The organism is Accumulibacter sp., from assembly GCF_036625275.1.
GTDB lineage: Bacteria > Pseudomonadota > Gammaproteobacteria > Burkholderiales > Rhodocyclaceae > Accumulibacter.
The window spans coordinates 1-25266 of the sequence record NZ_JAZKUD010000057.1; the positions used below are offsets into that span (position 1 = coordinate 1).

Annotated in this window: 15 protein-coding genes and 1 pseudogene; 3 read left to right on the forward strand and 13 right to left on the reverse strand. The window is 64.2% G+C overall.

The genetic code is table 11. From position 1 onward, the window contains the following. The 7 genes and pseudogenes from V5B39_RS15575 to V5B39_RS15605 form a co-directional block, all read right to left on the reverse strand. Nucleotides 1-311, reverse strand: a pseudogene (locus V5B39_RS15575) (hypothetical protein); the annotation flags it as partial. A gap of 55 nt (nucleotides 312-366) precedes the next feature. Continuing rightward, complete coding sequence (locus tag V5B39_RS15580) at nucleotides 367-801, reverse strand: type II secretion system protein (protein WP_332343785.1); 435 nt, start codon at nucleotides 799-801, stop codon at nucleotides 367-369. 24 nt (nucleotides 802-825) lie between these two features. Continuing rightward, the gene (locus V5B39_RS15585) at nucleotides 826-1305 is read right to left on the reverse strand and encodes a type IV pilin protein (RefSeq protein ID WP_332343786.1); all 480 of its coding nucleotides are present in this window, start codon (nucleotides 1303-1305) and stop codon (nucleotides 826-828) included. An 89-nt stretch (nucleotides 1306-1394) separates the two neighbouring features. Then, on the reverse strand, nucleotides 1395-1937 hold the full coding sequence (locus tag V5B39_RS15590; RefSeq protein ID WP_332343787.1) for a hypothetical protein: 543 nt from the start codon (nucleotides 1935-1937) through the stop codon (nucleotides 1395-1397). Beyond that, nucleotides 1934-3157, reverse strand: a complete 1224-nt coding sequence (locus V5B39_RS15595) for a type II secretion system F family protein (protein ID WP_332343788.1) — start codon at nucleotides 3155-3157, stop codon at nucleotides 1934-1936. The genes V5B39_RS15590 and V5B39_RS15595 overlap by 4 nt, the downstream gene beginning before the upstream one ends. A gap of 2 nt (nucleotides 3158-3159) precedes the next feature. Then, nucleotides 3160-4866 carry a GspE/PulE family protein gene (locus V5B39_RS15600; protein ID WP_332343789.1) on the reverse strand — a complete coding sequence of 569 codons (1707 nt, stop codon included), beginning with the start codon at nucleotides 4864-4866 and terminating at the stop codon, nucleotides 3160-3162. A gap of 285 nt (nucleotides 4867-5151) precedes the next feature. Then, nucleotides 5152-6834, reverse strand: coding sequence for an AMP-binding protein (locus V5B39_RS15605; RefSeq protein ID WP_332343790.1), 1683 nt, complete (start codon nucleotides 6832-6834; stop codon nucleotides 5152-5154). On the opposite strand from V5B39_RS15605, the gene V5B39_RS15610 reads away from it, so the two are divergent. Next, a complete protein-coding gene (locus V5B39_RS15610) occupies nucleotides 6833-6967 on the forward strand; it encodes a hypothetical protein (RefSeq protein ID WP_332343791.1) in 135 nt (44 codons plus the stop codon). The two genes, V5B39_RS15605 and V5B39_RS15610, sit on opposite strands and share 2 nt — an antisense overlap. 276 nt (nucleotides 6968-7243) lie before the next feature. Here the strand turns inward: V5B39_RS15610 and V5B39_RS15615 are convergent, their stop codons facing one another. Further along, nucleotides 7244-7789, reverse strand: coding sequence for a PEP-CTERM sorting domain-containing protein (locus V5B39_RS15615; protein ID WP_332343792.1), 546 nt, complete (start codon nucleotides 7787-7789; stop codon nucleotides 7244-7246). A gap of 216 nt (nucleotides 7790-8005) precedes the next feature. Between V5B39_RS15615 and V5B39_RS15620 the strand changes: the two genes are divergently transcribed. Then, nucleotides 8006-8305: a c-type cytochrome gene (locus V5B39_RS15620; protein WP_332343793.1), complete on the forward strand. Its 300-nt coding sequence runs from the start codon at nucleotides 8006-8008 to the stop codon at nucleotides 8303-8305. Between the two features lie 90 nt (nucleotides 8306-8395). Here V5B39_RS15620 and V5B39_RS15625 read toward each other — a convergent pair whose 3' ends face one another. Continuing rightward, nucleotides 8396-11098: a glycosyltransferase family 2 protein gene (locus V5B39_RS15625; RefSeq protein ID WP_332343794.1), complete on the reverse strand. Its 2703-nt coding sequence runs from the start codon at nucleotides 11096-11098 to the stop codon at nucleotides 8396-8398. A gap of 23 nt (nucleotides 11099-11121) precedes the next feature. On the opposite strand from V5B39_RS15625, the gene V5B39_RS15630 reads away from it, so the two are divergent. Beyond that, a complete protein-coding gene (locus V5B39_RS15630; protein ID WP_332343795.1) occupies nucleotides 11122-12888 on the forward strand; it encodes a hypothetical protein in 1767 nt (588 codons plus the stop codon). On the opposite strand, the gene V5B39_RS15635 is transcribed toward V5B39_RS15630, so the two are convergent. The 4 genes from V5B39_RS15635 to V5B39_RS15650 all read right to left on the reverse strand — a co-directional run. Beyond that, the gene (locus V5B39_RS15635) at nucleotides 12843-14552 is read right to left on the reverse strand and encodes a hypothetical protein (protein ID WP_332343796.1); all 1710 of its coding nucleotides are present in this window, start codon (nucleotides 14550-14552) and stop codon (nucleotides 12843-12845) included. The genes V5B39_RS15630 and V5B39_RS15635 overlap by 46 nt on opposite strands. Then, nucleotides 14549-15211: a class I SAM-dependent methyltransferase gene (locus V5B39_RS15640; protein ID WP_332343797.1), complete on the reverse strand. Its 663-nt coding sequence runs from the start codon at nucleotides 15209-15211 to the stop codon at nucleotides 14549-14551. The genes V5B39_RS15635 and V5B39_RS15640 overlap by 4 nt, the downstream gene beginning before the upstream one ends. 830 nt (nucleotides 15212-16041) lie before the next feature. After that, complete coding sequence (locus tag V5B39_RS15645) at nucleotides 16042-16545, reverse strand: PEP-CTERM sorting domain-containing protein (protein WP_332343798.1); 504 nt, start codon at nucleotides 16543-16545, stop codon at nucleotides 16042-16044. Nucleotides 16546-16950: 405 nt separating this feature from the next. After that, a partial coding sequence (locus V5B39_RS15650) for an Ig-like domain-containing protein (protein WP_332343799.1) occupies nucleotides 16951-25266 on the reverse strand: 8316 nt, incomplete at its 5' end.

Consider the following 25266-nt stretch of genomic DNA (forward strand, 5'->3'; position numbering starts at 1 on the left):
AGCAGGGTCATGCCCTGCGGCAAGGTCGACAGACCGCCACCGGGCTGATTCGTCGAGGTCATCAGGTTCCAGCCGGGCGGCGGCGTCCACACGACCCCCTGCGGTACGCCGGGAGGATTTTGCTGCTGCGGACGCGCCGCGATCGAAGCAATCAGCGCCATCCCGGGAGTGACGCCGGCCGGTTTGGGAATGACCAGTGCCGCTGCCGTGCCATCGGTCGGGATGGCCGGATTCAGGCCACTGCTTGCACCGACATAGACTATCGCGGCTTCGGTAGCGCAGGCACAGAACCACATCAGCAGCGCGAGCAACGCGCAGCTTGCCGAACACAGATTGCTCCGCTGCGTCCCCTGTCTGGAATCGTGCCTAGTTACCCGCACCCGTGACCACATACGTCGCAGTCCAGCCTGAAGCGCAGGGAGATCCTTTACCCATATTAATCGTACAGGTCACCGGAGTCCCGTTGGTCGTGCTCGCGGCGGTATCCGCCGTGAGGTAGTACGCTGAAGTGCTGCACGTGGTGTTCAGGGTCATCGAAGGGTGCATCAGCGTGCCCACATCCGAGCATTTGGTCATCTTGACGCACTTACCGGCCGTCGCGACGTTGCCAATGACCGAACAACCCGCGTAGTTGATTGAATCTGCAGAGGCCAACCCTCCGCTGACGCCCTTGATCGCGGCCGTCTGCGCATCGTCGGTCAGATCGACGAACTTCGGCAAGGCCGTCGCCGCCAGGATGCCGAGAATGACGATCACGACCACCAGTTCAATCAATGTAAAGCCACGCTGCATTTGTTTCATGGGTTTTCTCCTTGGTAGTAGATATCAACAGTCTGAAGTATCGAGGGTAATGACCGGTGCCAGAACCGCCGTCGCCGCCGTATAACTGATGCGGCAGTTCGCCGGAGTCGTTGCACCGTTGATCGTGATCGTCAAAGGCGGCCCGACGGCAACCGTGACGCCATCATTGGTCGTATCAATCTGGGTGGCGGCGATGATGCCCGCCGCGGTCGCCGCCGGATAACGATTGACCATCGTGACGGCGGTGCCGTCCATGTTCGCGGTTCCCGCCGTTGCCGTACAGGTGGCGCCGACCGCTGCTCCTCCGGCCAGATCCAGCTCGCAACGGGATCTGGCCAGCGCCGCCGCCGAACGGACACTGCCGAACAAGGCTTGTGCCTTGGCGATGCGCGCATCCTGCTGGGCGTTGATGAAGCGCGGCAGCGCCACCGCGGCCAGAATGCCGACGATGGTGATCACGATGATGAGTTCGATCAGGGTAAAACCTTGTGCTGTACGCCGCATTGTCTACGCTCCCAGAAAAGCCACAGAAACCGAAAGAGACGCCTCATGGCCTGATGACGGCAAAAATCGCCGATTCCTTTACCATTTTTTCAACTTCCACCCAAAACCCACCGGCAGTCTGCCGTGGCGGCCAATCGCAGGCCCACAAAAGCACCACTCGCCATTCGTTCCGGCACGCGCGTCACGCGCCAGCTCAAGACCTCGCAGCGATCCTTGTCAGCTGTCGAAGGAACGCGCAGATGCCCGGTATGGCGTGGCCGATAAACCAGCTCGCGACGGTCACGGTCAAAACACCACGCCCCTGCGGGCAATTCCCGGCTTTCTGCGGTCGAACATTCGCCGCGATACCCTGCCGGATCGGAACCCAGCCAGTGTACAGGGTTATTCCCCACCCATGCAGTCATTTCACTTTCCCGCTGCTGCATCAGCGCTTCACCCATGGCCAGGCGCATCCCGGTTCGCATGTTGCGGATGGTCAGCTCGACCACCTGCCTTTCCGCTCGTTCACTGGCATCGTGCAAGGCCGACAACAGGCCGAAGGCCAGCAAGCCGATCACCACCCACAGCACGGCCCACTCGAACCAGTGCGCAGTGGCATCGTGGCCGGGACGCCGGATCTCCTGCAGACTCACCGCTTGATGGCCACCTTGCCCAGGTCCCACATCGGCAGGAAGATGCCCAGCGCCAGGATCAGCACCATGATGCCGAGCATGATGATCAGAATCGGTTCGATCTGCTGGCTCAGCGTCTTGAGTTCGTATTCGACTTCCTGCCGGTACATGTCGCCGATCTCGTCCATCATGTCGTCGACCGCCCCCGACTCTTCCCCGACAGCCACCATCTGCAGCACGACGGGGGTAAAGATGCCGGAACTAATGGCGGCGCGCAACAGGCTTTCGCCCCGTTCGATGTTCTCGCGCATGCCTTCGATGCAATGTGCGATGTAACGGTTATCGACCGTTTGCGCCGAATTGGACAAGGCCTGCATGACCGGAACGCCGCTGCGCATCCCCAACGAAAAACTGCGGGCGAAGCGGGAAAGCGCGGCCTTGTGTAGGATTTTCCCGGCAATCGGAAATTTCAGGGACATCCGGTCCCAGCGGTAACGCCCCTGGGTCGTTCGCAGCCAGGCGCCAAAGGCCATGCCGCAGCCGATGGTGCCAAGCAGCAGGGATGGCCAGTAAGCCACCATGAAATCGGAGAAGCCGAGCAATAGCCGGGTCATCATCGGCAATTCGGCGCCAAAACCGGCAAAGACCTTGGCAAAAGCAGGAATCACGAAGAGATTGACGATGACCAGGGCCAGCACCATCGCCAGCACCACAAAGCTCGGGTAGCGCAGCGCCGATTTGACCTGCTCGCGCATGTAGCGCTCGAACTCAAGGTGCTCGAACAGGCGGAAGAAAATTTCGTCGAGCAGACCGGTCGCTTCACCGACGCGAACCATTGACAGATAGAACGGCGAGAAAACGCGCGGATGCCGGGCCAGGGTCTGTGACAATTCCCGACCGCCTTCGAGACTCTCGCGAACCTCGCCAATGACGCGCTTCATCTCGGGATTGATCGCCGCCTCCTGCAGACCGCTCAGGGAACGCATGATCGGCACGCCCGATTTGAGCAGCCGATGCATTTGCCGGCTGAAGAGCAAGAGGTCGATTGGCGAGATTTTTTGCCTGAACAGCGTGACGTTCCGGCGGGCAACCGGTTGGGTTGCCCTGCTCTCTTTGATCTCGACCGGCGTCAGCCCCTGCCCGCGCAGAAGATCAACGATGGCACCACTATTCGCCCCTTCAAGCGATCCCTCGACGAGATCCCCACCCGCATTCCGTCCTTTGTAAGCGAAGTTTGGCATCCTCAATCTTCGAACTGATTGCTGATGCGCATGGCTTCCTCGATGGTCGTGCGGCCTTTCACCACCAGCCGCAGGGCATCGCGGCGCAGCGTTTCGCCGGCCATCTGCCGGCGTGCCGCCTGAACGAAGCTGCCCGTGTCGTCGACGTTGATGGCCTCGACAATTTCGTTGGTCATTTCGAGCATCTCGTAAACCCCGGTACGACCCTGGTAACCTGTTCCGGCGCAATGCAGGCAGCCCTTCCCCTGCAGCAAACGGTGCTGGTCGACCGCGTCGCCCAACTCATAGCGCAGCCATTCGTGTTCTTGCGGCGACGGACGGTGTGCTTCGGCGCAGTTGCCGCAGATCACCCGCACCAGCCGCTGAGCCAGCACCAGTTGCAACGACAGCGCCACCATGTAACGGGGAACGCCCATGTCGAGCAGTCGAATGGGGGTCGAGATGACATCGTTGGTATGCAGGGTCGAGAGTACCATGTGACCCGTCATGGCCGCTCGCATGCCGATTTCAGCGGTGGTCTGATCGCGCATTTCGCCGACCAGGACGATGTCCGGGTCTTGTCGCAGTGCAGAACGCAACACGCGCTCGAAGGACAGATCGATCTTCTCGTGCACCTGCACCTGATTGATGCCGGGAAGCCGGTATTCCACCGGGTCTTCAACGGTGATGATCTTCTTCTCGGTGGTATTGAGTTCGGACAGCGCAGCATAGAGCGTCGTCGTCTTGCCGCTGCCGGTCGGACCGGTGACCAGCACCATGCCACTGGGACGACGTATCGCATGGCGCAGACGTTCGAGCGTATGCGGCGGCATGTTCAGCCGATCCAGCCCGAGCAGACCGGTGTTCTGGTTCAGCAGACGCATCACGACCGACTCGCCGTACTGCGTCGGCATCGTCGAAATCCGCACGTCGATCTGGTTGTTGCGCACCTTGATGGCAAAACGACCGTCCTGCGGCAGGCGCTTTTCCGAGATGTCGAGTCCGGACATCAACTTGAGACGCAGAGAGAGGGCCGGGGCAATTTTGGCATCGGCTTCCATCTGTACCTGCAAGATGCCGTCGATACGGAAACGAACGCGCAGCGAGCGTTCCTGTGGTTCGATATGGATATCCGAAGCACGCGCACGAATGGCTTCTTCGAACACGGTCTGCAGCAATTTGACGACCGGGGCTTCCTCGGCACCCGTGGCCGTTCCGAGCAGGCCGCCGAATTCGATCGGCACATCTTCCAGGTCGGCGGTCAGTTCCCTGGCCAGGCCGCTGATTTCTTCGGTACGCCGATAGGCGCGATCGACCAGCGCCAGCAAATGGCCCTCGGCAACGACCACCAGGTCGATTTCGCGATGCAGAAGACGCAAGACTTCGTCATAGGCCTGCAGATCGGTGGGGTCGACGAAGCCAACCCGCAGTCGGCCGCGAAGCTCGTCGAGCACGACCGCGCGAAAACGCCTCGCCTGCGCCTCGGGCAGGAGATTGACCAGTTCAGAGCGGGGATTGAAGTGCCTGAGATCGACGTAGGGAACCTGCAATTGTTTGGCAAGCGCCTGTGAAATTGCTTCTTCGGTGACAAATGAACTGTCGACGACGATGCGGCCCAGCTTGCGTCCGCTGCGTTTTTGCTCATCGAGCGCGAACTTGAGCTGTTCGTCGGTGAGCAGGCCTTGCTGAACGAGCAGATCGCCGAGGCGGATCTTTTCCGGCCGAGCCATGGCAAAGCTCCAGGGATCCTGAAGGTCCCGGTTAATGTGAAAGTCGCGTCAGCGACTCACGAATCTCCCCCTCTCCACTTGCGGGAGAGGGGTCGGGGAAGAGGGAAACGGTCATGACTTTCATGATCGGAGGTGCCTGGAAAAGTCATGACCGTTAGGGCAAATCTGGAAAGGCCATTCGCCCTTCGGTCTGAGCCGACCCCAGGGCGAATGGCAGGATGATCGCGGCCTTCGACAAGCTCGGGCCGCCAACCCGGCCTGTCAGTGCCAGACCGGATCATTCGACTAGAACTCGAAATCCTCCTCGTAGTATTCGAATTCGCCGCGCGTCGTGGCAGCGCGATCCCGACCCTGTTCGCCCTTGCGCAGTTCGACGCGACGAATCTTGCCGGAGATGGTCTTCGGCAGTTCGCCGAATTCGAGTCGTCGCACGCGCTTGTACGGCGACAGGCGGCTGCGCAGGAAAACGAAGATGTCGCGTGCCAGTTCACGCCCTGGTTGATAGCCGGCGCGCAAGGTCAGGAAGGCTTTCGGCACGGCCAGACGCAGGGGGTCGGGACTCGGCACGACGGCAGCCTCCGCGACCGCCTCGTGTTCGATCAGGACGCTCTCGAGTTCGAACGGGCTGATGCGATAGTCGGAAGCCTTGAACACATCGTCGGCGCGGCCAACATAGGTGATGTAGCCGTCGGCATCGACCGCGGCGGTGTCGCCGGTGTGATAGAAGCCATCACGCATCACCTCGGCGGTCTTCTCGGGGTCGTCGTCGTAGGAGATCATCAGCCCGAGCGGACGCGGCGACAGCATCAAACAGATTTCGCCTTCGTCGGAGACCTGACCGTCGACGTCGACCAGGCGCACCTGGTAGCCGGGCATCGGGCGACCCATGGAACCGAGCTTGACCGCCTGTCCGGGCGAATTGCCAACCTGGGCGGTAGTTTCAGTCTGGCCAAAACCGTCGCGCAGGGTAATTCCCCAGGCGGCCTTGACCTGGTCGATGACTTCCGGATTCAGCGGCTCGCCGGCACCGATCAGTTCGCGCACCTTGACCGGATACTTGCCGAGGTCTTCCTGGATCAGCATCCGCCACACCGTCGGCGGCGCGCAGAGGGTGGTCACCGAGCATCTGACCAGCGTTTCGAGGATCGACGCCGCAGCGAAGCGCGAGTAGTTGTAGATGAATACCGTCGCGCCGGCGTTCCATGGTGCGAAAAAGCAGCTCCAGGCGTGCTTCGCCCAGCCGGCCGAACTGATGTTCCAATGCACGTCACCGGGCTGCAGTCCGAGCCAGTACATGGTCGACAGATGCCCGACCGGATAGCTCTGCTGGCTGTGCAACACCAGTTTGGGTTTCGAGGTCGTGCCGGAGGTGAAATAGAGCAACTGCGGGTCAGTCGCCAGAGTCGGGCCGTCGGGGACGAACTCGTTCGACCCCTGGTAAGCCTCTTCGAGTTGCTGCCAGCCGGGGACCGCACCCCCGACGGTGATGCGCGTGTAGTCGCCGGGCAGGCCGCTGAACTTGTCGGCGTGCGTATGGCCGATGACTACATGCCGCACCTGGCCGCGGTCGAGACGGTCGCGCAGGTCATCGGGAGCGAGCAGCGTGGTCGCCGGCGACAACACCGCGCCGAGCTTGATCGACGCCAGCATCGTATCCCACAGCGGCACCTCGTTGCCGAGCATCATCAGGATGCGATCGCCGCGCCTGACGCCCTGCGCACGCAGCCAGTTGGCGACCTGGCTCGAACGCTTCGACATTTCGGAGAACGACATCTTCTGTTCCGTGCCGTCTTCGTTGACCACCCACAACGCCGGACGGTCGTTGCCGGCAGCCATCACGTCGAAATAATCCAACGCCCAGTTGAATTCAGCCAGTTGCGGCCATTGAAAATCCCGGTACGCCGTTTCGTAGTCGGTGCGGTGAGCCAGAAGGAAATCGCGCGCCTGCACGAAAGCCGAATAAGACATGTTGGTTCCTCTCTTGTTGATGAAAGCTCCGAAACAGCCGATCAGCGCAGAAACGCACGGCAAGACGACGGGTCTGGCCACCCGCTTTCTCCCCATGGTGTCGCAGGTTCTGGGCCGGGACGGTTTTTCCTGACGGGAGCGGCGGATGCGTCACCGCTCGCCGATCGCCGCTTTCCGGTCAATTCCTGCGCGCTGTTGCAGTTCGATATTGTAAGGGACTTGCAGGAAGACAGGGGCGCGCCGGGCGCTGGTCTGTGGGTCAGTCAACATGCGCATGTCGCCGATGGGAAATGTGATTCGTCAACACGGATTTCACATTGACCGGCATCAAAGAAAAGCGTCAACAAAAGAAGCACCAAAGAAAACGGCTGCCGCGGCAGCCGTTTCTCCCATGCCGAGCAGAATCGATTCAGCTCTTGCGGCGGCGCAGCGCGAGGCCCAGCAACCCGATACCCATCAGCGCGAGGCTTGCGGGCTCGGGCACGCGGATGATGAAGAAGCCTGCCCCGCCACCATATGGAGAATCACTGACGATTCCCGTGAGAGAGTGGGGGCCGTTCGCCAGGATATAGGTGCGATCACTGAAATCCGTACTCAAAAGGCACGCCACTTCATCGTTAGAGCAATTGATCGATTGAACGTCCAATGCTGGCGAAGTCGCACCGATGGATACGCCAAAATCGAAAATCGTGAACTCGTCGCCAGCATTGAAGCCATCGGTAATGATGAACTTGCAGTGGTCCGCATTGCAGTTGAATTCCCACGGGGTATCCGGAGCATCGATGCTACGTATGCCAGTTATAAAACCGGTGCCGGACATCAGGGCCGAGCCGGTCCCACCAAAACCAAAGGTATACCACTGGTCGCTGTTGACGGGAGTAGCTTGCGCGGGGGTCAGCGCTGCCGAAGCGCCAAGGCTGATGATCGCCGCTGTAATGATCGATCTGATCTTCATGTTTTCCTCCTTTTTCCATTGATGTCACGGTAGGAAAATAGAAGCACAATCCATGCCAGTTAAAATATTTCAATCATTTCAACCACCTGAAAATAGTGTTGAATCCGACTGTAAAATTTTTCGACATTTCGACTTCAGCGATTGGTGGTTGGCAGGGCGGATGGCGCCGATCCCTGTATGCTGAAAGGAATCAACTGGCCACCCTTGGAGAAAACTATGCTGCGCCGAGTTCCAGCGATTGTCTTGTTGTCCTGTTGGGCCGTACTTGCCGGCGCCGAGGCACCGCCATTGCCGGCAGCCAGTCGCGGCGAGTTGTTGTACTCGACGCATTGCATCGCCTGCCACAACGAACAGGTGCATTGGCGAGACAGGAAACGGGTGACCGACTGGCCAGGTCTGCGGTCGGAAGTCCGGCGCTGGGGGGAAATCATGTCCCTGCGCTGGAACCGGGAAGACATCGACGAAGTGGCACGCTACCTGCAGGCCGTTTACTACCGCAATCTGCCGCCGGAGTGAGTGCCTGAGCCGGCCAGGTGGACAGGGAACAACTCGCTGGCCTGCGGCTGCGGTGCGGCGATCCGGCAAAGCAAACCGCCAGTGAACGCTTCACGGCTTCTCGGTGCGTCCCAGCCAGGCACACCCGATCGCCGAGGCGTAGGGGAGAAGCTGCATGCCCAGGATGGCCAGCATCCCCCCTGCCCCGGCTGAGGTCGCTGCTTCGGACTGTGTGCAGATCGCCGCGATGGACGCCAGCAGGCCGATCAGTAGCACGGCCTCCTCACGCACCGAAGCGAAAGCGTCTGGCCGCCTGGCCGGTCGAGTCTTGCCCAGGCGATCGACCGGCCCCTTGCGGGTCACATGAAAAACCGCCTGCCGCCCGCACAGACCGGCGATGACGCCGCGTGCAATGGCGTGCGACAACCCCATGCCGGCCAGCGCCGCACCGGCGATATCCCGGATCGGACACGGCACGCGGCGGTGGTAAAGCAATGGCACCAGCACCAGCCGCAGCGCGATGAACACCGCCAGCGGCACGACCAGCAGCGGTGTCGGCAGGCCGAAGATCTGCGGCGCGACCAACACGCCCAGCGACCAGCCGATGGCCACGACGCTGCAGCACAGATGCAGGGCGTCACCCAGCCAGGGCAGCCAGCCGGCAACGAAATGGTAGCGCTGCGCCAAGGTCAGTCTGGATCGCCCGAGCAGCGCTCGCCGATGTCGCCGCAGGATCTGCATCGCTCCCTGCGCCCAGCGCTGGCGCTGGCGCTGATACGCAGCAAAGTCGCTCGGCACCAGGCCGGCACCAAGCACCTCGTCCACATAGACCACCCTGAGCCCCTGCTGCAGGAGGCGCAGCCCGAGTTCGGTATCCTCACAGATGCAAGCGGTCTCCCATCCGCCGACAGCGCGCAACGCGGCCGCCCGGATCAGGGTCATGGTCCCGTGCTGTATCGCGGCATCGCGTTCCTGACGATGGTGCATGCCGATCCGGAAAAAACCGTCGTACTCCCAGTTCATCATCCGGCGCAGGCGCGTCTGCTGCCAGTCGCGATGGGCTTGCGGCGACTGCACGACGCCTGCCGTGGGATCGGAGAAATGGCCGGCGAGCACACGCAGCCAGTCCCGATCGAGCAGGTAATCGGCGTCGACGACGGCGACCCACTCGGCACGGGGGTCAGTCTGCTGGAGCGCAAAGTTCAAGGCTCCGGCCTTGTAGCCAGGCCAGTTTGGCAGATGGAAGAAGCGCAGGCGCGGGCCGGTGACCTTTTCTCCGGCCGCCCGGCGAGCGCGCACATGCGCTTCGAGCGGACGCCAGAGCGCCGGATTGCCGGTATTGTTGTCCACCACGAGCACCTCGAAGGCCAGCCAGTCGAGCGCCAGCAGGCTGTCGATGGTCGCCTTCACCATCTCTGGCGGCTCGTTGCAACAGGCCAGATGGATGCTCACGAAAGGAGCCGACGCGTCAACGGCCAACGGCCGCAGCGTCACCTGGCGGCGCAGGCTGCCCGGCCAGAACAGCTCGGAAAACTCGAAGACCTGGACCAGCAGAATCGCTGCGATCATCGCCAGCGCCGGCGCCAGCAAAGCCAGCGGCACGATGTCCACAGGCTGCAGGTAGTGCTCGAGCGGCACGCCGATCAGAAACACGGTGAAGGAAATCACCGCTTGCAGACTCAGCGCCAGCGACAGGCGCCCGGCCAGCCGCATCGGCGAAACCGCGATCAGCAAGGGAATGGCCGTGAGCAGACCCAGGGCCGTCGCCAGCAGGGCCTTGCCTGGCCAGTACGGATCGGCCTGCAGCGGACCCGTGAAGGCAAACTTCGCCTGCCGCGCCGCGTCGAGCAAGCCCCAATGGGCGCCGACCGCACCTTCGATGGCGCGCTTCCATGGCTGGTCAACCGCCTCCATCAGGTAGTAATCCAGGTCCAGTGGAGCGGCGCGCGCCAGAAAGGTCCGCACGAAAACCGCCTCACGATCCGGAGTGGCCAGCGCCGCAGCCCGGCGGTCGCCGTTGCTCGGCCAGCCGATTTCGCCGATCACCACCGGCTTGCCGGGAAAACGCTCGCGCACCTCGGCATAGCGCTGCAGCGCGTAATCGACCGCTTCTTCAACCGGCACCCCCTCCCAGTAGGGCAACAGATGCACGGTGATGAAATCGACATGGTCGGCGAGCGTCGGCTGGCGCAACCAGACATGCCAGGGCTCGGCGGTGGATACCGGCACTACCAGGGCGGCCCGCAGGCGATCCAGATAGCCGTACAGCTCGTCCGCCTCGAGCCCGCCGCGCAACTGTGTTTCGTTGCCGGCAATCACGCGCTCGATCCCGGAGCGATGGCGAAGCGCGTCGATGATGGCGGCGATTTCGTGCTCATTGTTGGCGCGGCGCTGGTCGAGCCAGACCCCGGCGCTGAGCCGCAGACCGGCTTGCGCGGCCAGCGCCGGCAGGGTCGGCAATTCGCTCGCGCTGTAGGTGCGCAACCGGGGGGTCAGGCCGGCCAGGCGGCGCAGGTCGGCAGCGAGTTCGGCGTCGCTCGGAAACCGCCGGTCCAGCGGGCTTTCCCAGCGCTGGAAGCCGTTGTAGGCCAGACCGGCGACCCGTGCAGGCACGTCGGGCGCCAGCAGCGGCGGATTGCCGGCGCGCCAGAGCAGCGCGTTGATGAGCGCCACCCCGAAAGCCATGAGGAGGGCGCCGGCCCAGCGTGCGGCGCGGCCGCGCCCGCTGTCGGGCGGCTGCGGCGCCGCAACCGTCGGCGTCCCGGCGGGTATGCGCGGCAGCCCACTGCCGACATCGTCCACTTCCTGCGCCATGATTCCGGAATCCGTCCCCCCACATGCACCCGCCGCCCGGATTCCTGCCGGCGCCGAAACTGCCACCTGCCGACATGAACGAGAGCTCTTCACGACAGTCTCCGGCGCCGTGGCGGCAGGCAGCGGCATTGTCCGGGCTCGCGCTCTGCGTGCTGTCGCTGCTGGTGTGGGCGCTGCTCCAGGGCCGGCCGGTGCCGGTGCCCGATGCCCCCGGCCTGCGCGTCCCTTGCCTGTCTTATGCCCCCTTCCGTCGCCCCGGCCACACGCCCGTGGACCCGGCGCTGCACATCGAGCCGGCGCAGATCGAAGCCGACCTGCGCCGGCTGCGCGCGCTGACCGGCTGCGTACGCACCTACGGTGTCGGCCACGGACTGGATGCCGTGCCGGCGATCGCCCGCGCACTGGGCATGCGTGTGCTGCTCGGCGCATGGATCGACGGCGATGCGGCGAGCAATGCGGCGCAGCTCGAACGGGCGCTGGCGCTCGGGCGCGACTACCCCGACGTGATCGACCTGCTGATCATCGGCAACGAAGTGCTGCTGCGCGGCGAGCAAGCCCCCGAAGCGCTCACCGCGCTGCTCGCGCGTGCGCGACGCGAATCCGCCGTGCCGATCGCCTATGCCGACGTCTGGGCCTTCTGGCTGCGCCATGCCGAGGCGCTGCACGCGCACGTCGATGTCGTCGCTATCCATGTCCTGCCCTACTGGGAGGACACACCGGTCGCCCTGGAGCGGGCGGTCGAGCACGTCGTCAGGATCGGTGCCGACCTCAGTGCGGTTTTTGCACCGACGCCGGTGTTCATCGCCGAGACCGGCTGGCCGGCTGCGGGACGCCAGCGCGGGCCGGCGCTGCCCGGACGGGTCGAGCAGACGCGCTTCGTGCGCGCAGTGCTCGTTGCGCACGCAGCACGTCCGCTCGTGTCCCAGGCCGCGGCCTGGCCGGCAATCAATCTGATCGAGGGCTTTGATCAGCCGTGGAAGCGCCGGCAGGAAGGGGCGATGGGCGGCTACTGGGGCGTCTTCGATGCCGTCGGCCAGCCGCGGGTCAGCCTGCACGGCCCGGTCCTGGCCGATCCGCAGTGGTGGCGTGCGCCGCTGGGAATCGTCGCCGGGGCGATCGCCGGCTGGATCTGGGCGCTGCGTGGCGGCTTGCCAACGACCGGCAGCGACGGCAAAACGCTTCGCTGCCGTCTGCCGGCCCGCATGGCCATGAGCCTCGCAGGCGCCCTGATCGTTCCGCTGCTGCTGCTGCAATGGCAGATGCTGGTCGAGTGGAGTCATCACCCGATCGACTGGGCGTTCGGCATCGTCATCAGCCTCGCCGCCGGTCTGTGTGCGCTCGCCGCCGCCGGGCGGCTCGGCCAGATATTCGACGGTCGACGACCAGCTGGCTCCCGTCCGGGCCTGGCCACTGCGCTGCTCGGTCCCGATGCCTCCGGGAGGCGTACACTGGCGTTCGCCCAGGCGGCACTGCTCGGCAGTGTCGCGCTGATCGCCTTCGGGCTGCTGTTCGACGCCCGTTATCGCCCGCTCGTCTGGCCGATGCTCGCGGCCCCGGCAGCGCTCCTCCCTGCCCTGACCGTTCTTGGTGACCGGCTCGAGCCGGGGGCCTGGATCGAGCGTGCGCTGGCCGTCGTCTGCGCCGTGGCGGCCGTCTTTCTCGTCTTGCTGGAAGGTTTCGCCAACACGCAGGCGCTTGGTCTCGCGCTCGTCTGGCTTGCTCTGGCTGCCGCCGTCGGCTGGCCTCACGATCCGGCCTCCGCGAAAGAACGCGGGAGCGCCGGCGGATAAACGCCCGGCGCGGCGAAAGCGCGCAGCATCATCCCGGTCAGAGTGTGCAGCGGCCCCAATACCTGCCGCGGGGGTTCGAGTCCGGGCCGGAAACCCTGCTCGACGAAGCGCGCCAGGATTTCGCCATCACGCGTGACGACATGCACCGGCACATCCCAGGAAGCGTCTTCGCCGGTGATGTTTGCCGCCGGCTGATGATCGGCGATCAGCACATAGATCGCCTCGCGCGGCTCCGGCTGGCGCAGATAGGCACCCAGCCACTGGTAAGTGTAGTTCGCCATGCGCAGGAAATCGGGGAACATGTCCAGCCAGTTCGGTTGCTCGGCCAGTGCGTGTGCAAGCGGGAGCGCGTCGAAAGGCTGCGGACCAAGCACGCGCGACCAGTCGGGCTGATAGGGCGGCACCGGGCTGAACGGCAAATGGCAGGTGATGGTCGGGAAGAAGACGAAACGGGGCGGCGCCTCGCCAGTGCGTGGGTAGAGCTGCTCGAAACGAGCCGCGCTGAACTGGTCGGGAATCTCCCAGAATCCCAGGGCGGGCCCGGCATAGCCCAGATCACGGCGGGCCAGGAAGACATCGAAACCGTAGAACGCACGCTCGGGCCACTCCCAGTCCAACGCAGGATAAAGACCGAAGGTCTGGTAGCCCTGCGCCCGGAAAAGTGAATTCAGCGTCGGCCGCTGCGTCGTCAGCAGGACGTCGTGGCGCATCGGGTCGCTGAGGTCGATTCCCGAGAGCAGGCCCAGGTGCGCGAGATCCGACCCGCCGGCAAAGGTCGGCGATCGGAAGAAGGCGGACACCACCTGCCGGCCACTGGCGGCGATGTCGGCGGCGAAACGGCTGCGGCTCGGTCGCAAGGCCCGCTCGGCGCGGGCATCGTCGTAAACGACCGCCCCCAGCGATTCAAGCATGATCATATAGACATCGCGCCCGTGCAGCGCCGCCAGTACGTGCTCCGGCGCCGCGGCCAGGGCCGCGTCGACTGCCGTCGAGGCCGGCAGCAGGCTGGCCTGGCGTTGTGGCGAGAAGGCCGTCGCCAGCAGTTGTGCCTGCCGCCAGTAGGTCGGAATGACCGGCTTCGAGACGACCGGCCAGGTCGCGCGCAGGCCGGCCAGATTCGCCACCACCAGCAACACGGCCAGCGCCGTGCCTGCCCACACCCAGCGCGAGCGCAGGGCGAAGGGAACGGCATCGCGCGCGACCACCGCGATCGCCCGGCGCAGCAGCCAGAACAGGATCGCGAACAGCAGACCGACGCTCGCCAGCAGGCCGGCGCTCTGCCACCACGCCAGTTCCTGCGCCGAAACCCACAGGAAGCGCGGAATCTGCGCGCCGTCCCAGTACAGGTTGATCGGGCGCCCGAACAGGCTGTGCACAGTGACCTCGGCGTAGCGCCCGAGTACCAGCAGCAGGTCGACGAGCGCGAAGAGGGTGAGCGAACGCGGCGACAGCGCACCGCGCCAGGCCACGGTGGCGAGCAGCGCGAGCCACAACCAGACGAACTCGGGTGCCAGCCGGTGATCCGGCAGGATTCCCGGCGTCGGCCACCAATCCCGGAAGCTGAGCAGGCCGTTGAGGAACAGCAGCGCAACAACGGCGACGCTGACGCGGCGCCAGGGAACGTGCGCAATGGAAGCTGCCGAGGGCGGCGCCTGCCCGCTCATCCGGCACCTTCGCCGGGGTCGCCGACCCGGCCGGAGGCGAGGTAGCCCATGCCGAATTGGGTCGGTGCCCACTGCCAATGCGTCAGGCGGGGCGCGATGCGATCCCAGGGCGAGGCCAGCTCGCCGGGAGCGCCGTTGTAACCACGATTCTTGCAATAGACCCACAGGTTGAGCGGTGCCAGCCAGCCCGGAAAGTACTTGATGCCGGCAATCGCCACGGCGGCTCCCGGACGCGCCACGGCCAGCAGCCGGTCGATGGCGGCCGGCGAGCGCAGGATGTCGTGGGTGTAGTGAAAGAGCAGCGCGTCGACGGGTTCGGGCAGCGCCAAGGTCTGCGCCGGGCTTTCCAACAGGCTGACGTTGCGCCAGCCGGCGGCATCCGCCCGCGCAAACGCCCGTGCCAGCATGTCCGGACTCTGGTCGAAACCGTAAACCCGGCCCGTTTCGCCGACGGCAGCCCGCAGCAGCGGCAGGCTCAGCCCGGTCCCGCATGCGACGTCGAGCACCACCTGCCCCGGTTGCAGGTGCAGTGCAACCACCGCGCGCTCGCGGATCGGCCAGGTCGGGCCACAGGTACTGTCGTAGGCGGCGGCTCGCTGGCGATACTTTGCCAGCGAGCGGGCTCGCACAAGGTCGTCGGATCGAATGTCTGCTGGCACGGTCGTTGAACAGAAAGAGGGGCACGCTCGCCGGTGATGGCCTGCGGCAGCGCAACGCCGCGATTCATCCCGGCCGCGCCAGGACGGCATGATAGCGTGAGAACACCAGGAAGACCGGTCTTCCGACTCGTGACGACCTCCCTCAGCCCGGACTCGTTATCGCATAGACCCTATCGGCAACGAAGCGCTTGAACGATTCGTTCTCGACGAACTGCTTGTAGAACTGCGTGAAGTCCTTCATGGAACCCTGAGCAGCCTTGCCGAGAGCCTGATCGTGGGCAAGGTGGGCGGTATGCGGGGTATTCGTTTTCGCGTTCTGAAAGGCGGCGCAGCTTCTTGTTCGCCGCTTTGCTTGACCCTGTGACGGTAAAGACATCAAGGCGGGGAGGAAAGGACATGACCAGATACGGTTTCGTCGTCTCGGGCGGCGGCTATTTGAATTCCGGCTAAGCCCCTGAATGACGATTACTGTGAAAGTCGCGTACGCGACTCACGAACCTCCCCTCCCCCCTCGCGGGGAGAGGTTGGGGGAGAGGGGAACGGTCATGACTTTCATGATTGGGGGGTGCCTGGAAAAGTCATGACCGTTTGTCGAAGACAACAAATTCCCTGCAGCCGCCTCTCCTCCGCGTAGCGGCTTCGTCCAACGCAGAACACACCACCGAGGCAAGTCCACAACTCGCCGCACGCGAGCATCGCTCTTTTCTGAGAGCACCCGCTCGCCGCTCGCTCCGCCAACACTCGGTCAGCTTCCCGTCGGGAAAACCGCGGGACGCAAAAAACCCCGCCGCAGCGGGGTTTCGTTCCTTAGGGCGAGGTAGCCCCGACACTCAGGCAACCTTGCGGCGGCTGAAGCCGAGGCCAGCGAGCACCAGGCCGATCATGCCCAGCGTTGCGGGTTCGGGAAGGTCCGCCCGGATGAACGCACCACCTCCCGAAGTGCCTGCGGCATTCTCGGTGATGGAGATGTCGATCGTATGCGAACCGGGCAGCAGGTAAATCAGTGCCTTGCTGAGCCTCGCGTCAGCCCACGCGGCGTCGCCGTCGAAAGCACCCGACGAGATGCCGTCGTCGGCATCCGCGTCGGAAGTGTACTGTAGCGCACCGCCGTCGACCGAGTACGAGAACTCGTCACCGATGATGAAGCCGTCGACGATCTTCACTTTCACATGCGTCCCTGGGGCCACGTCAATCGTGTAGGTATCAATGAACGACGGTGCAACGCCGAAGCCAAAGGTTTGCCACGCGCCAGTCGGCAATACCGTGGCAGAGGCCAAAGGCGCTGCGGTGACTAGGGCGGCTGCAACTGCGAATTTTTTCCATGCCAAGAACATGATGTTTCTCCCTTCGTTAGGTCTGTGGTCACCAATTGCTGCTGGAAATCCCCAGCTACTGGCTGAAGAACATCGAAGCAATTACCGTGCCAGCCATAAATTTCTTTTTTGATCATGCTGTTAAAAAAACCATGCGATAGCCAGTGTAAAAATAATCGACACTCCATTTGGCGAAGAATATTGTTGCGTCCCGCCGTATTGACGTCGATCGGACGCACGTGCCGGCGAGATCACGGCGACGAGACTCCGTGATCATGCGGGCCAGGAGGAACATTCGGCAATGCGCTCGGTAGATGCAGGTGGGGGCGGTCACGGCGCGCGGCGATGCCGGAAACTCTGTCCGCTGTGGTCACCGGCTGCGTTCGCGACGCGTGCAGGGATCGCCTCCTGGCCGTGGCGTGCTCCTTACAGTGCGAAGTCCGCTGCACTGAGACCAAGACCCGTGCCCACGAGAACCAGTGTAAAGTCGGCCCCGATCCTTCCGTCGGCGTCGGCCTGGATGATGGTATTGCCGCGGTTCTCGAACCATGTGACGCTGTAGCCGGACACGTTGGCACTTTGCCCCGCAAAGATAAAATCCTGACCTCCCGCCCGCACGTTCGCACCGATGGCCGACAGGTCGATCAAGTCGATCCCGTGGACAAAGTCCGTGATGGTGTCAGGCCCGTTCGGTCCGCTTTCCGCCTGATTTGCGAATATGAACTTGTCGGAACCCGCCCCGCCGGTCAGCATGTCTGGGCCGCTGCCACCGATGATCTGGTCGTCCCCGGCCAAGCCTCGGAGCGTATCGACTCCGGCCCCCCCGTTCACGAGGTCGTTGCCGCCAAGCGCATGGATGGTATCGTTGCCGTTGCCGCCGTTGATCGTATCGTCTTCGTTGGTCGGGAGGGGTTGACCGGAAGGCGTGTGCGTTGCGTCGATCACGTCCGCGGCCGATGTTCCATTGATCGTCACGCCTCCAGCGTTCGTGATGTCGATCCGGAAGGTTTGCGTGTTGAAGGCGCCGCTCGGATCGGAAGCCTGGATGGTGATGCTGTGCGTATTGCTCGTGTCGAAATCGAGCAGAACCCCATTTGCCACGGTCACGACGCCGGTCGTGCCATTGACCGCAAAACGGCCGCCGAGGTCATCCTCCAATGCGTAGGCCACTGCTCCACCGTTCACATCGATGGACGACGCGGTGATTCCGACCGCCGTTCCCGTTGCCGCCCCCTTGACAACGCGATTCGCCGCCGGATCCGTGTCCACCGGAGCGGATGGGGCGACATCGGTGACCTCAATGCTGAAACTCTGCGAAGAGATCAGCACCCCGTCCGAAACCGCCACCGTGATCGTGTGACTCGTGGCCGCCTCATAGTCCAGCAGGGCTGCGTTGGTGACCGTCACCACTGCGCTTGTCGGATCGATCGCGAAGCGCCCTCCGGCGTTGTCCGTCAACGAATAGGACAGCGCAGGCGAATCGACATCGGTTGCCCGAGCGGAGACTCCGACCGTCATTCCATTCGCGGCGCCCTCGGCAACATGGTTCGCGGCCGGCTCGTCGTCGCTCAGGCCGGTCGGGGCGTCGTTTGCGCCATGAATCGTCACGGTCAGGGTGGCGGTCGACGTCGCGCCAGCAGCGTCCTTCATGGTATACGTGAAGATGTCAACCAATTGCCTTTCAGCGTCGAGCGCCTGCACACTCGCCTTCTGATCATCAAGCGTGTAGTGGAACGCGCCGTCTGCCTCCAGGACGAGGGCGCCGAAACTGCCGGCGATGCTCTCGGCCACCCCCGTCGCCAACGGCCCGACGGGGGTGCCCGCAGCGACACCCTGCACGAACTGGCTGTCCCCGGTGTCCGGGTCGGTGTCATTTGCCAGGACGTTGCCGATCGGGTTGCTGCCTGGCGTCCCATTGTTGACGCCCCCCGCTTCCAGCGCGGATGCCAGATCGGCAACAGCCGCTGGTGCCCGGTTGACCGCAAGGAGTTCGCCGGCGTCGATCGTACCGTCGGCAAACTGGAACCGCTCCACATTCGTGACCCGATCGCTGCCCTCCGGAGCACCGCTACGCTTGTCGACGAGAAGGAAGGTCGCGCCGGCCAGCGTCACCTCGTAGTCGTTGCGCACCCCGCTGTAGATTGCCGTGTCGCTTCCAGGGCCGCCGTCGAGCGTATCGTCGCCCGCGCCGCCGGTCAGCGAATCGTCGCCACGGGCGGTCGATCCGATCACCGAATCATCGCCGAAAAGCGAATCGTTCTCGTCTTTGCCCCGCAGGATGTCGTTTCCGCCGAGGCCGATGATCAGATCGCTGTCGTTCGTACCGTCGAGAATGTCGTCGCCATCGGTACCCCGAAGCGCCGGCACGATCCGGTCGAAAACGATCGTGTAGGTGGCTCCCGCGTGGTCATCGATCAGGTGGATGCGGTCCTCGTAGGTCGGCCTGACGCGAAGGTTGGTGAATGTGCGGTCGGTAAACCAGTACTGGCCCGCCTCGAGAACCGATCCGTCGCGCGACACACTACTGATGTGGAAGCGCTGATCGACCGGGCTCGCCGCGACATCGAAGTACTGCCAACCTGAACCGGATTCGGTGGTGAGGCTCAGAACGATCCGATCCGCCGCCTGCGACACCACGCCGACGCTGCCGTTGCCCTGACCGACGGCGTACTGCTGACCGCTCGCCAGGTAGATCCGGTCGGGCAGATCCTGCAGATCCGCGACGTCATTGGCCAGGAAGTCGATACGGCCATCGCCGTCGAAGTCGCCGCCATGAATCAGTTCATGAATATGCACGGCCTTGATCAACGAAAGCTCGGGTATGCCCAGCGCGTTCACGTGCGAGAACGTCGCCTGATAGTCGATGAACTTGCCCTGCAGCGTCGATTCGAGGAACCACGCGCCGGCGGCCGTCTCGCCGGGGCCGATGTCGCCGAAAACGGCGGTCAGGCTGCCGGAGGGGCTTTCGCCATCGACTTGCGAACCGATGATCTTGAAGTCGACGAGCAAGCCCTTCTCGTTATCGATGATCTTCGGCTGCGCGGATTCGATGCGCAGCGAATCGGCGGTTCCCCGGCCGTCATTGCTCAGGAGCACGCCGAGCAGGAACGGGCTCGCTGGCTCGACGATATCGTCCGTGAACGGATCGTCCGAAACCACATTGCGTTCCTGGAAGTAGTCGAGTGTCAACTCTGCCTGCGGCAGCACATGGACGGTCACCGGATCGAGATGGATGAGGTGATCGTGGTTCTCGGTCACGTCGCGGAACGAAAGCGTCCCTCCGATCCGGTAAGCGGCCGGTCCCTCGGCGGCAGCCAGTGTCGAGGGCAGGAAGGTGTATTCCGACGTAAACGAGCCGCCGGCAGCGAGGCCGTCAGTCCCGTCGAGGGCGTCGATCCCGGACAGATAGTCGTTACTGATGCCGAACACATTGCTCGCAACGACGTTGCCAGCAAGGTCGGTAATGACCAGGTTCAGTGCGATCTGACTCAGCTCCTCGTCGTCGGATTCCAGCGTCAGCGACCCGATGAAAGCCTGCCGGCTCATCACCAGGTCCTGCTCGATCCGCAGGCGAATCGTCGCGCAAACCCCTTCGACCTGTTTCAACTGTTCGATCTGCAGTTCGACCTGGGCCTCGCGTACGTTATTCAGCAGCGCCTGGTCATAGGCATCGATCTGGTCGCGCACTTCCTGGGTGGCGTCGGCGGGCCCGGCCGCCCGTCCGTAGAGATCGAGCAGGGTGTCGAGCGCCATGAAATCCGCCGAAGCGCCGGCGGGCAGGTCCTGCACGCGAAAGATTCCCTCGTTCCACTGGTGCACCGTGTTGTTGAAGCGCGTAACGAAACCACCGACGAGCGCGGGATCGACCCCCTCCGGCAGCGGCACGCTGGCGGCGTCGATCGGCACGAAATTCGCGAAGGCCTGTTGGGCGAATTCGAGGAACGCGGTCAGTCCGGTCGCGTCGCTGGTCTCGAACCAGCCCAGATCACCGACCAGGTACGCGCGGAAATCTGCGTGCGTGAGCGCCCGCTCGGCCAGATCGTCGACCTGCGTCAACCCGTCGAAGCGTGGTCCCAGGAGTGCGACGAGCGCATTGTCGACCGCCACGGGATCGCTCAGATCGATATCCGGATCGACCCCGGCGAGCACCGCAGCCAGTTCCGCCGCCATCATCGACCCCTCGCTGGCCGGCGCGGTGAGTGCGCTCATGCCGGATGCTTCGCTCGTATCGCCAGAGAGACACTGGAGAAGATCCACCAGCGTGTTGCCGATCCCTATCCCGCGTTTTGCCGCCTTGAAAAAGTCGGCCGCCGTCTCGCCGAAGATCCCGCCGAGCGTTCCCGGTGATCCGGATTCCATCCAGTCCTGCACGCCCTGCTCGACCACATCGAGACCGTTTTCGGCGAAGTCGCGCGCAAGGCCGGCCACTGCCGGCTGCAGGGCAGGCCTGTCGTCCGGATCGGCCGTCGCGTAATCGACCACCGCGTCGAAAGCAGTGACAGCCACAGCGCCGATCGCCGCGCCGACCAACGTTTCCGGAAGCGCGGCCCCGATGATCAACCCGCCGACGATCTTCAGGCCGAGTGGCAAGAGGCAATCCGGAACCCCACCGGGCTCGTCGCAATGCACGTTGGTCGGCGTTTCCTGCGGATTGCCGATGTAGCGGACCCCTGGGCCACTGGGAGGCGACTCGCCGCCACCGCCACCGCCACCGCCGCCGCCACCGCCGCCGCCACCGCCGCCACTACCAGGACCGCTGCCACCGCCGTCAGGAGCACTCACGAACACGCCTGGGGAGCCCGGCGGACACGGCGGGCCGGCATAGTCGGGACCATCGTAACCGACCGGGACCAAGCGCTCCACGCCGACGGGACCGCACGGGTATTCGTAGCTCACCCTCCCGGAACTGGCACCCGTGACCACGCACAGCGTCGGATCGTAGCCATCGGGCCATGCAGGCGCGCCCTCAGGACGAACGTCGTCCGGACGAACGTCATCCGGCAACGGCCCACCCGATCCGATCGGCAATCGCTCGATCGTCACCGGCACGACCTGCGACGACTTCGCCGCCAGCAGGTCGAAGTGATCGACCTGTGGCGTGATCACGAATCCGGTCGGATCGGGAAAATCGAGATTGATGTCTTCGACCTGGATGAATCCGTGATTCGTCACCGTGAGATTGATTACCTTGCTCTCGCCGGGCGCGAGATCGGCAAACTCGAGGATCGGCGGATCGATCGTGACGACCGGCACCGGCACGTCGGTCTCGAACGTGCTGTCCAGGACGAGGTGATAGCGGTCCTCCAGCGTCGTCTCCTCGACATGCCAGGAATACTTGACGCCTTCGACCGCCAGAAACGCCTGCAGCGTCCGCACGCTGCCCGCGTCGATGGTAACCGTCCGGTCGTAACTGAAGTGGTCCGCCGCCGAAACCTGCACCCGGTAGCTTCCTTCCGGCAGATCGGCAAGCTGCAGTTCTCCGTCGACGCCGTCGTAGCGGGCAACGAGCACCCCGGTCCTGGCGTCCAGAAGGCGGACGATGGCGTCCTGAACCTTCGGCGCACCCGTACCGAAGTAGGTGTGCTCGTCGGTCAGTTCGAGGCGCAGCCCGCCGGTGCGATCGGAGGTCACACCGAAATCGAAGTCTGCGATATCGGTGTGGCTGCCGTCGTGGCGGAGGAAGATCTGGCCGATGTAGTGGCCAAGGGGTACCTCGTCGGCCGGATTGACCAGCAGTGCCACCGTTGCCGACCCACCACCCGGGATCTCACCGATCAGCGCCTCGCCGGCGAGTGTCAGCCAGGGCAGCGCAGGAAGCTGCACGGTCACCGCATGGGCGGTTTCCTGCCCGGTGTTGTACACGGTCAGTTCGATCAGTTTCTGCTCGCCGCGGACGAGACCGCGCACGAGAACTTCGTCGTCGAAAGTCAGTTGCGCCGGGATCGGAGTCGCATCGACCTCGAAGCGCACCTGGTCGCTCGCGCCTTCCGACGAGTGGATGGCCAGCGTGAAGCGCTCGTCGGCGTCCCCCGGTGGCGCGGTCAGGGTATAGCGCAGCGTGCTGCTGGCGTGTGCGCCAAGGCTCGCGGGCAGGTTGTCGATCGTGATCTCCCAGCCGCTCGGCAAGCCCGACCACTCCGCGACGAACCCGGTCAAGTCCTGATCGCTGGGGTTGGTCAGCGTCAATGTGCCGGGCGTTGCAATCCCGCTCGGCACGTCCAGGGCAATCGGCGAGTTCGGCAGGTTGAGGTCCACCAGCGAGAACGAGTCCTCGGCGGCTGCGTCCTCGGCGGCAAAGTCGGGGTGCCGGGCGGCCACCTGGAACGTTCCCGCCAGACCGTCGACCGACGGATACGCGAACGTGAAGTTTCCCAGCGCGTCGGTCTCGGCCACGAAGTTCTGCGTCAGCCCGCTGCGCGTCACGCCCACCACGACTTCGGCAAACGCCACCGGACGACCGCTAGTGGTATCGACGGCCGTCCCCGTCATCAAAACGGGCGCACCGTTGGCAAAACGCTCGCCGGCAACCTGCACCTGCGCCGAGTACGAGGGGGCATACAGCGTCGGTGCCGAACTGCCGACGCTTTGCGGGCTCACCGTCGACCCGTCCACTGCCAGCGAGGCCCGTGTGAGGAAGTGGTATGTCCCGAATGGCAGACCATTCAGCGCCGTCGGCGGAACGAAGAAGGCGCCGCTGAAGGAATCGCCGGCAGCGCTGAAGTCGGCAAGCGAAAAGGTCCGGCTACCGAGCGGACGATCCGGGCCATCGAGCGTGCCGTTCGTCGACAGGAACAGTTCGACCGTCACCGATCCGTTGCGCCCGGCAAGTCCGCTCTGATCGATCTGGTAGTCCACGGCGATGGTCTGCAGATCGGTCAGGCGCGCCGGCGAATCGACCGAAGCGACGGCAAAGGTGAGCGCTTCCGGCGTCAGGTCGATGTTCGCCGTAGCCGTGCTCTGGAGACCCGCGGCGTCGGCGAGGGTATAGGTGAAGGAATCGCTCCCTGGGTGCAGCGGATCGAACGAAGCGCCGCTGGCCTGGTAGCGCAGTGTCTGCGCCGCCGCGTCGAAGGTGACCGCCCCGCGCGTGCCCGTGCTGTTGACCGAAACGATCGTCAACGGGTCGCCGTGATCCGGATCGTGGTCATTGCCGAGCAGGCGCGACCACAGGTTCGGGGAGAGCACGCCGAATGTGCTGAGCAGCGCATCATCGACGGCGTTGGGCGCATCATTGGCGCCGCTGACGGTGACGGTGACGTCGCCGGTTCCCTCGAGTCCGGCATCGTCGACGATGCGATATTGGAAGCTGTCGACGTGCGTTTCCCCGGCGCGCAGCCACTGCAGGCTGGCGCCCGGTGTGTAGGTGATCTGTCCCGCGTCGACACCGAGGGTCGCACCAGACGCACTGCTCGTCTGCGCCAGGCCCTGGAAGGTGAGCGCACTGCTCGTCAGCGACAGGCTGCGGTCGTTGGCGAGCAGCGTCGACGCGTCGATGGTCAAAGACCCATCTTCTCCCACGGCAAACCCGGAATCCGCGCCGGCAATCGGCGCTGACGGCGGCGCACTCACCGGCGTCAAGGAAAGATTTGCCGGGCCGAGCAGGCTGGCATTGACATTGAGCAGACGCAAGACGGTCACGAACGACGCTCCGCCGGCACTGCCGTCGCGATCGATCTCGAACAGGGTGTCCGCACCGGACTGGACGAAGCGCGCATGCCCGGTGACCAGCGGATTCCCGCCGCCGGCAATTCCGGAGAGCTGACTGCTGACCTGCGCCAGATTGATGACGTCGCCAGCCGGCTCGAAATCGCTGATCCGATCGATCGCAAAGGTCTGGGAAAGATCGGTACCGACAACGTAGGTGTCGACGCCGCTCCCTCCCGCCAGCGAATCCACCCCTGAGCCTGAAGCAACGGCCAAGAACAGGTCATTACCCGCGTCGCCGAACAGCTGGTTGGCACCCGAAGCATCAGAAATGATGTCGTTGCCATTTCCACCGCGGATGGTGTCGCCGCCTGACTCACCGAGTAGCCGGTCGTTGCCATCGTTGCCATTAAGATCGTCGGCGCCCGCATCGCCAATGATGAGATCGTTGCCGCTATTGCCGTCGAAGCGGTCGTCGCCGTCGAGGCCGATCAGGAGGTCGTTGCCCGAACCGCCGGTGATTCCGGAGTAGTAGGTATCGGTCGCATTGCCGGTGTACTCCAAAGCCTCGATACCGCTCAGGGAGACGAACAGGGTGGTGCCGCGGTAGAGCCCCCCGTACGGAACGCCGCCCGAGATCCCTTCGGACACCGCCGAAGCATCGATGACCGCGGTGTCGGTGCCGGCGCCGCCGGTCATTGTGACGGCAAACAGCGTGGTGCCGATCACGCCGCCGATGCGGTCGTCGCCCGACCCCCCGGTAACCCCCAAGGCCTCAACGTTGGTCACCGATCCCGATGCGACGCCGTCGATCAACGCGGTATACGTGGCGCCGGCGACCCCGGCGTTGAGAAACTCGACGTGGCCCGTCCGGTCGGAAAAGTCGAACGTCGCCAGATCCGATCCCGCGCCGCCGTCGATCGTGTTGTTGCCGCGTCCGCCATTGAGCTGATCGTCGCCGTTCTGCCCCTTCAGGACGTCGTTGCCATCTCCACCATTGAAGCGATCGTTGCCGTCGAGGCCGATCAGGAGGTCGTTGCCGGAACCGCCGGTGATTCCGGAGTAGTAGGTATCGGTCGCATTGCCGGTGTACTCCAA

Bases quoted from the DNA above. Each gene is read 5' to 3' on its own strand.
- V5B39_RS15580 (WP_332343785.1), bottom strand. From the start codon at position 801: ATGAAACAAATGCAGCGTGGCTTTACATTGATTGAACTGGTGGTCGTG.
- V5B39_RS15585 (WP_332343786.1), bottom strand. From the start codon at position 1,305: ATGCGGCGTACAGCACAAGGTTTTACCCTGATCGAACTCATCATCGTG.
- V5B39_RS15595 (WP_332343788.1), bottom strand. From the start codon at position 3,157: ATGCCAAACTTCGCTTACAAAGGACGGAATGCGGGTGGGGATCTCGTC.
- V5B39_RS15600 (WP_332343789.1), bottom strand. From the start codon at position 4,866: ATGGCTCGGCCGGAAAAGATCCGCCTCGGCGATCTGCTCGTTCAGCAA.
- V5B39_RS15610 (WP_332343791.1), top strand. From the start codon at position 6,833: ATGTTGGTTCCTCTCTTGTTGATGAAAGCTCCGAAACAGCCGATCAGC.
- V5B39_RS15605 (WP_332343790.1), bottom strand. From the start codon at position 6,834: ATGTCTTATTCGGCTTTCGTGCAGGCGCGCGATTTCCTTCTGGCTCAC.
- V5B39_RS15615 (WP_332343792.1), bottom strand. From the start codon at position 7,789: ATGAAGATCAGATCGATCATTACAGCGGCGATCATCAGCCTTGGCGCT.
- V5B39_RS15620 (WP_332343793.1), top strand. From the start codon at position 8,006: ATGCTGCGCCGAGTTCCAGCGATTGTCTTGTTGTCCTGTTGGGCCGTA.
- V5B39_RS15625 (WP_332343794.1), bottom strand. From the start codon at position 11,098: ATGGCGCAGGAAGTGGACGATGTCGGCAGTGGGCTGCCGCGCATACCC.
- V5B39_RS15630 (WP_332343795.1), top strand. From the start codon at position 11,122: ATGCACCCGCCGCCCGGATTCCTGCCGGCGCCGAAACTGCCACCTGCC.
- V5B39_RS15635 (WP_332343796.1), bottom strand. From the start codon at position 14,552: ATGAGCGGGCAGGCGCCGCCCTCGGCAGCTTCCATTGCGCACGTTCCC.
- V5B39_RS15645 (WP_332343798.1), bottom strand. From the start codon at position 16,545: ATGTTCTTGGCATGGAAAAAATTCGCAGTTGCAGCCGCCCTAGTCACC.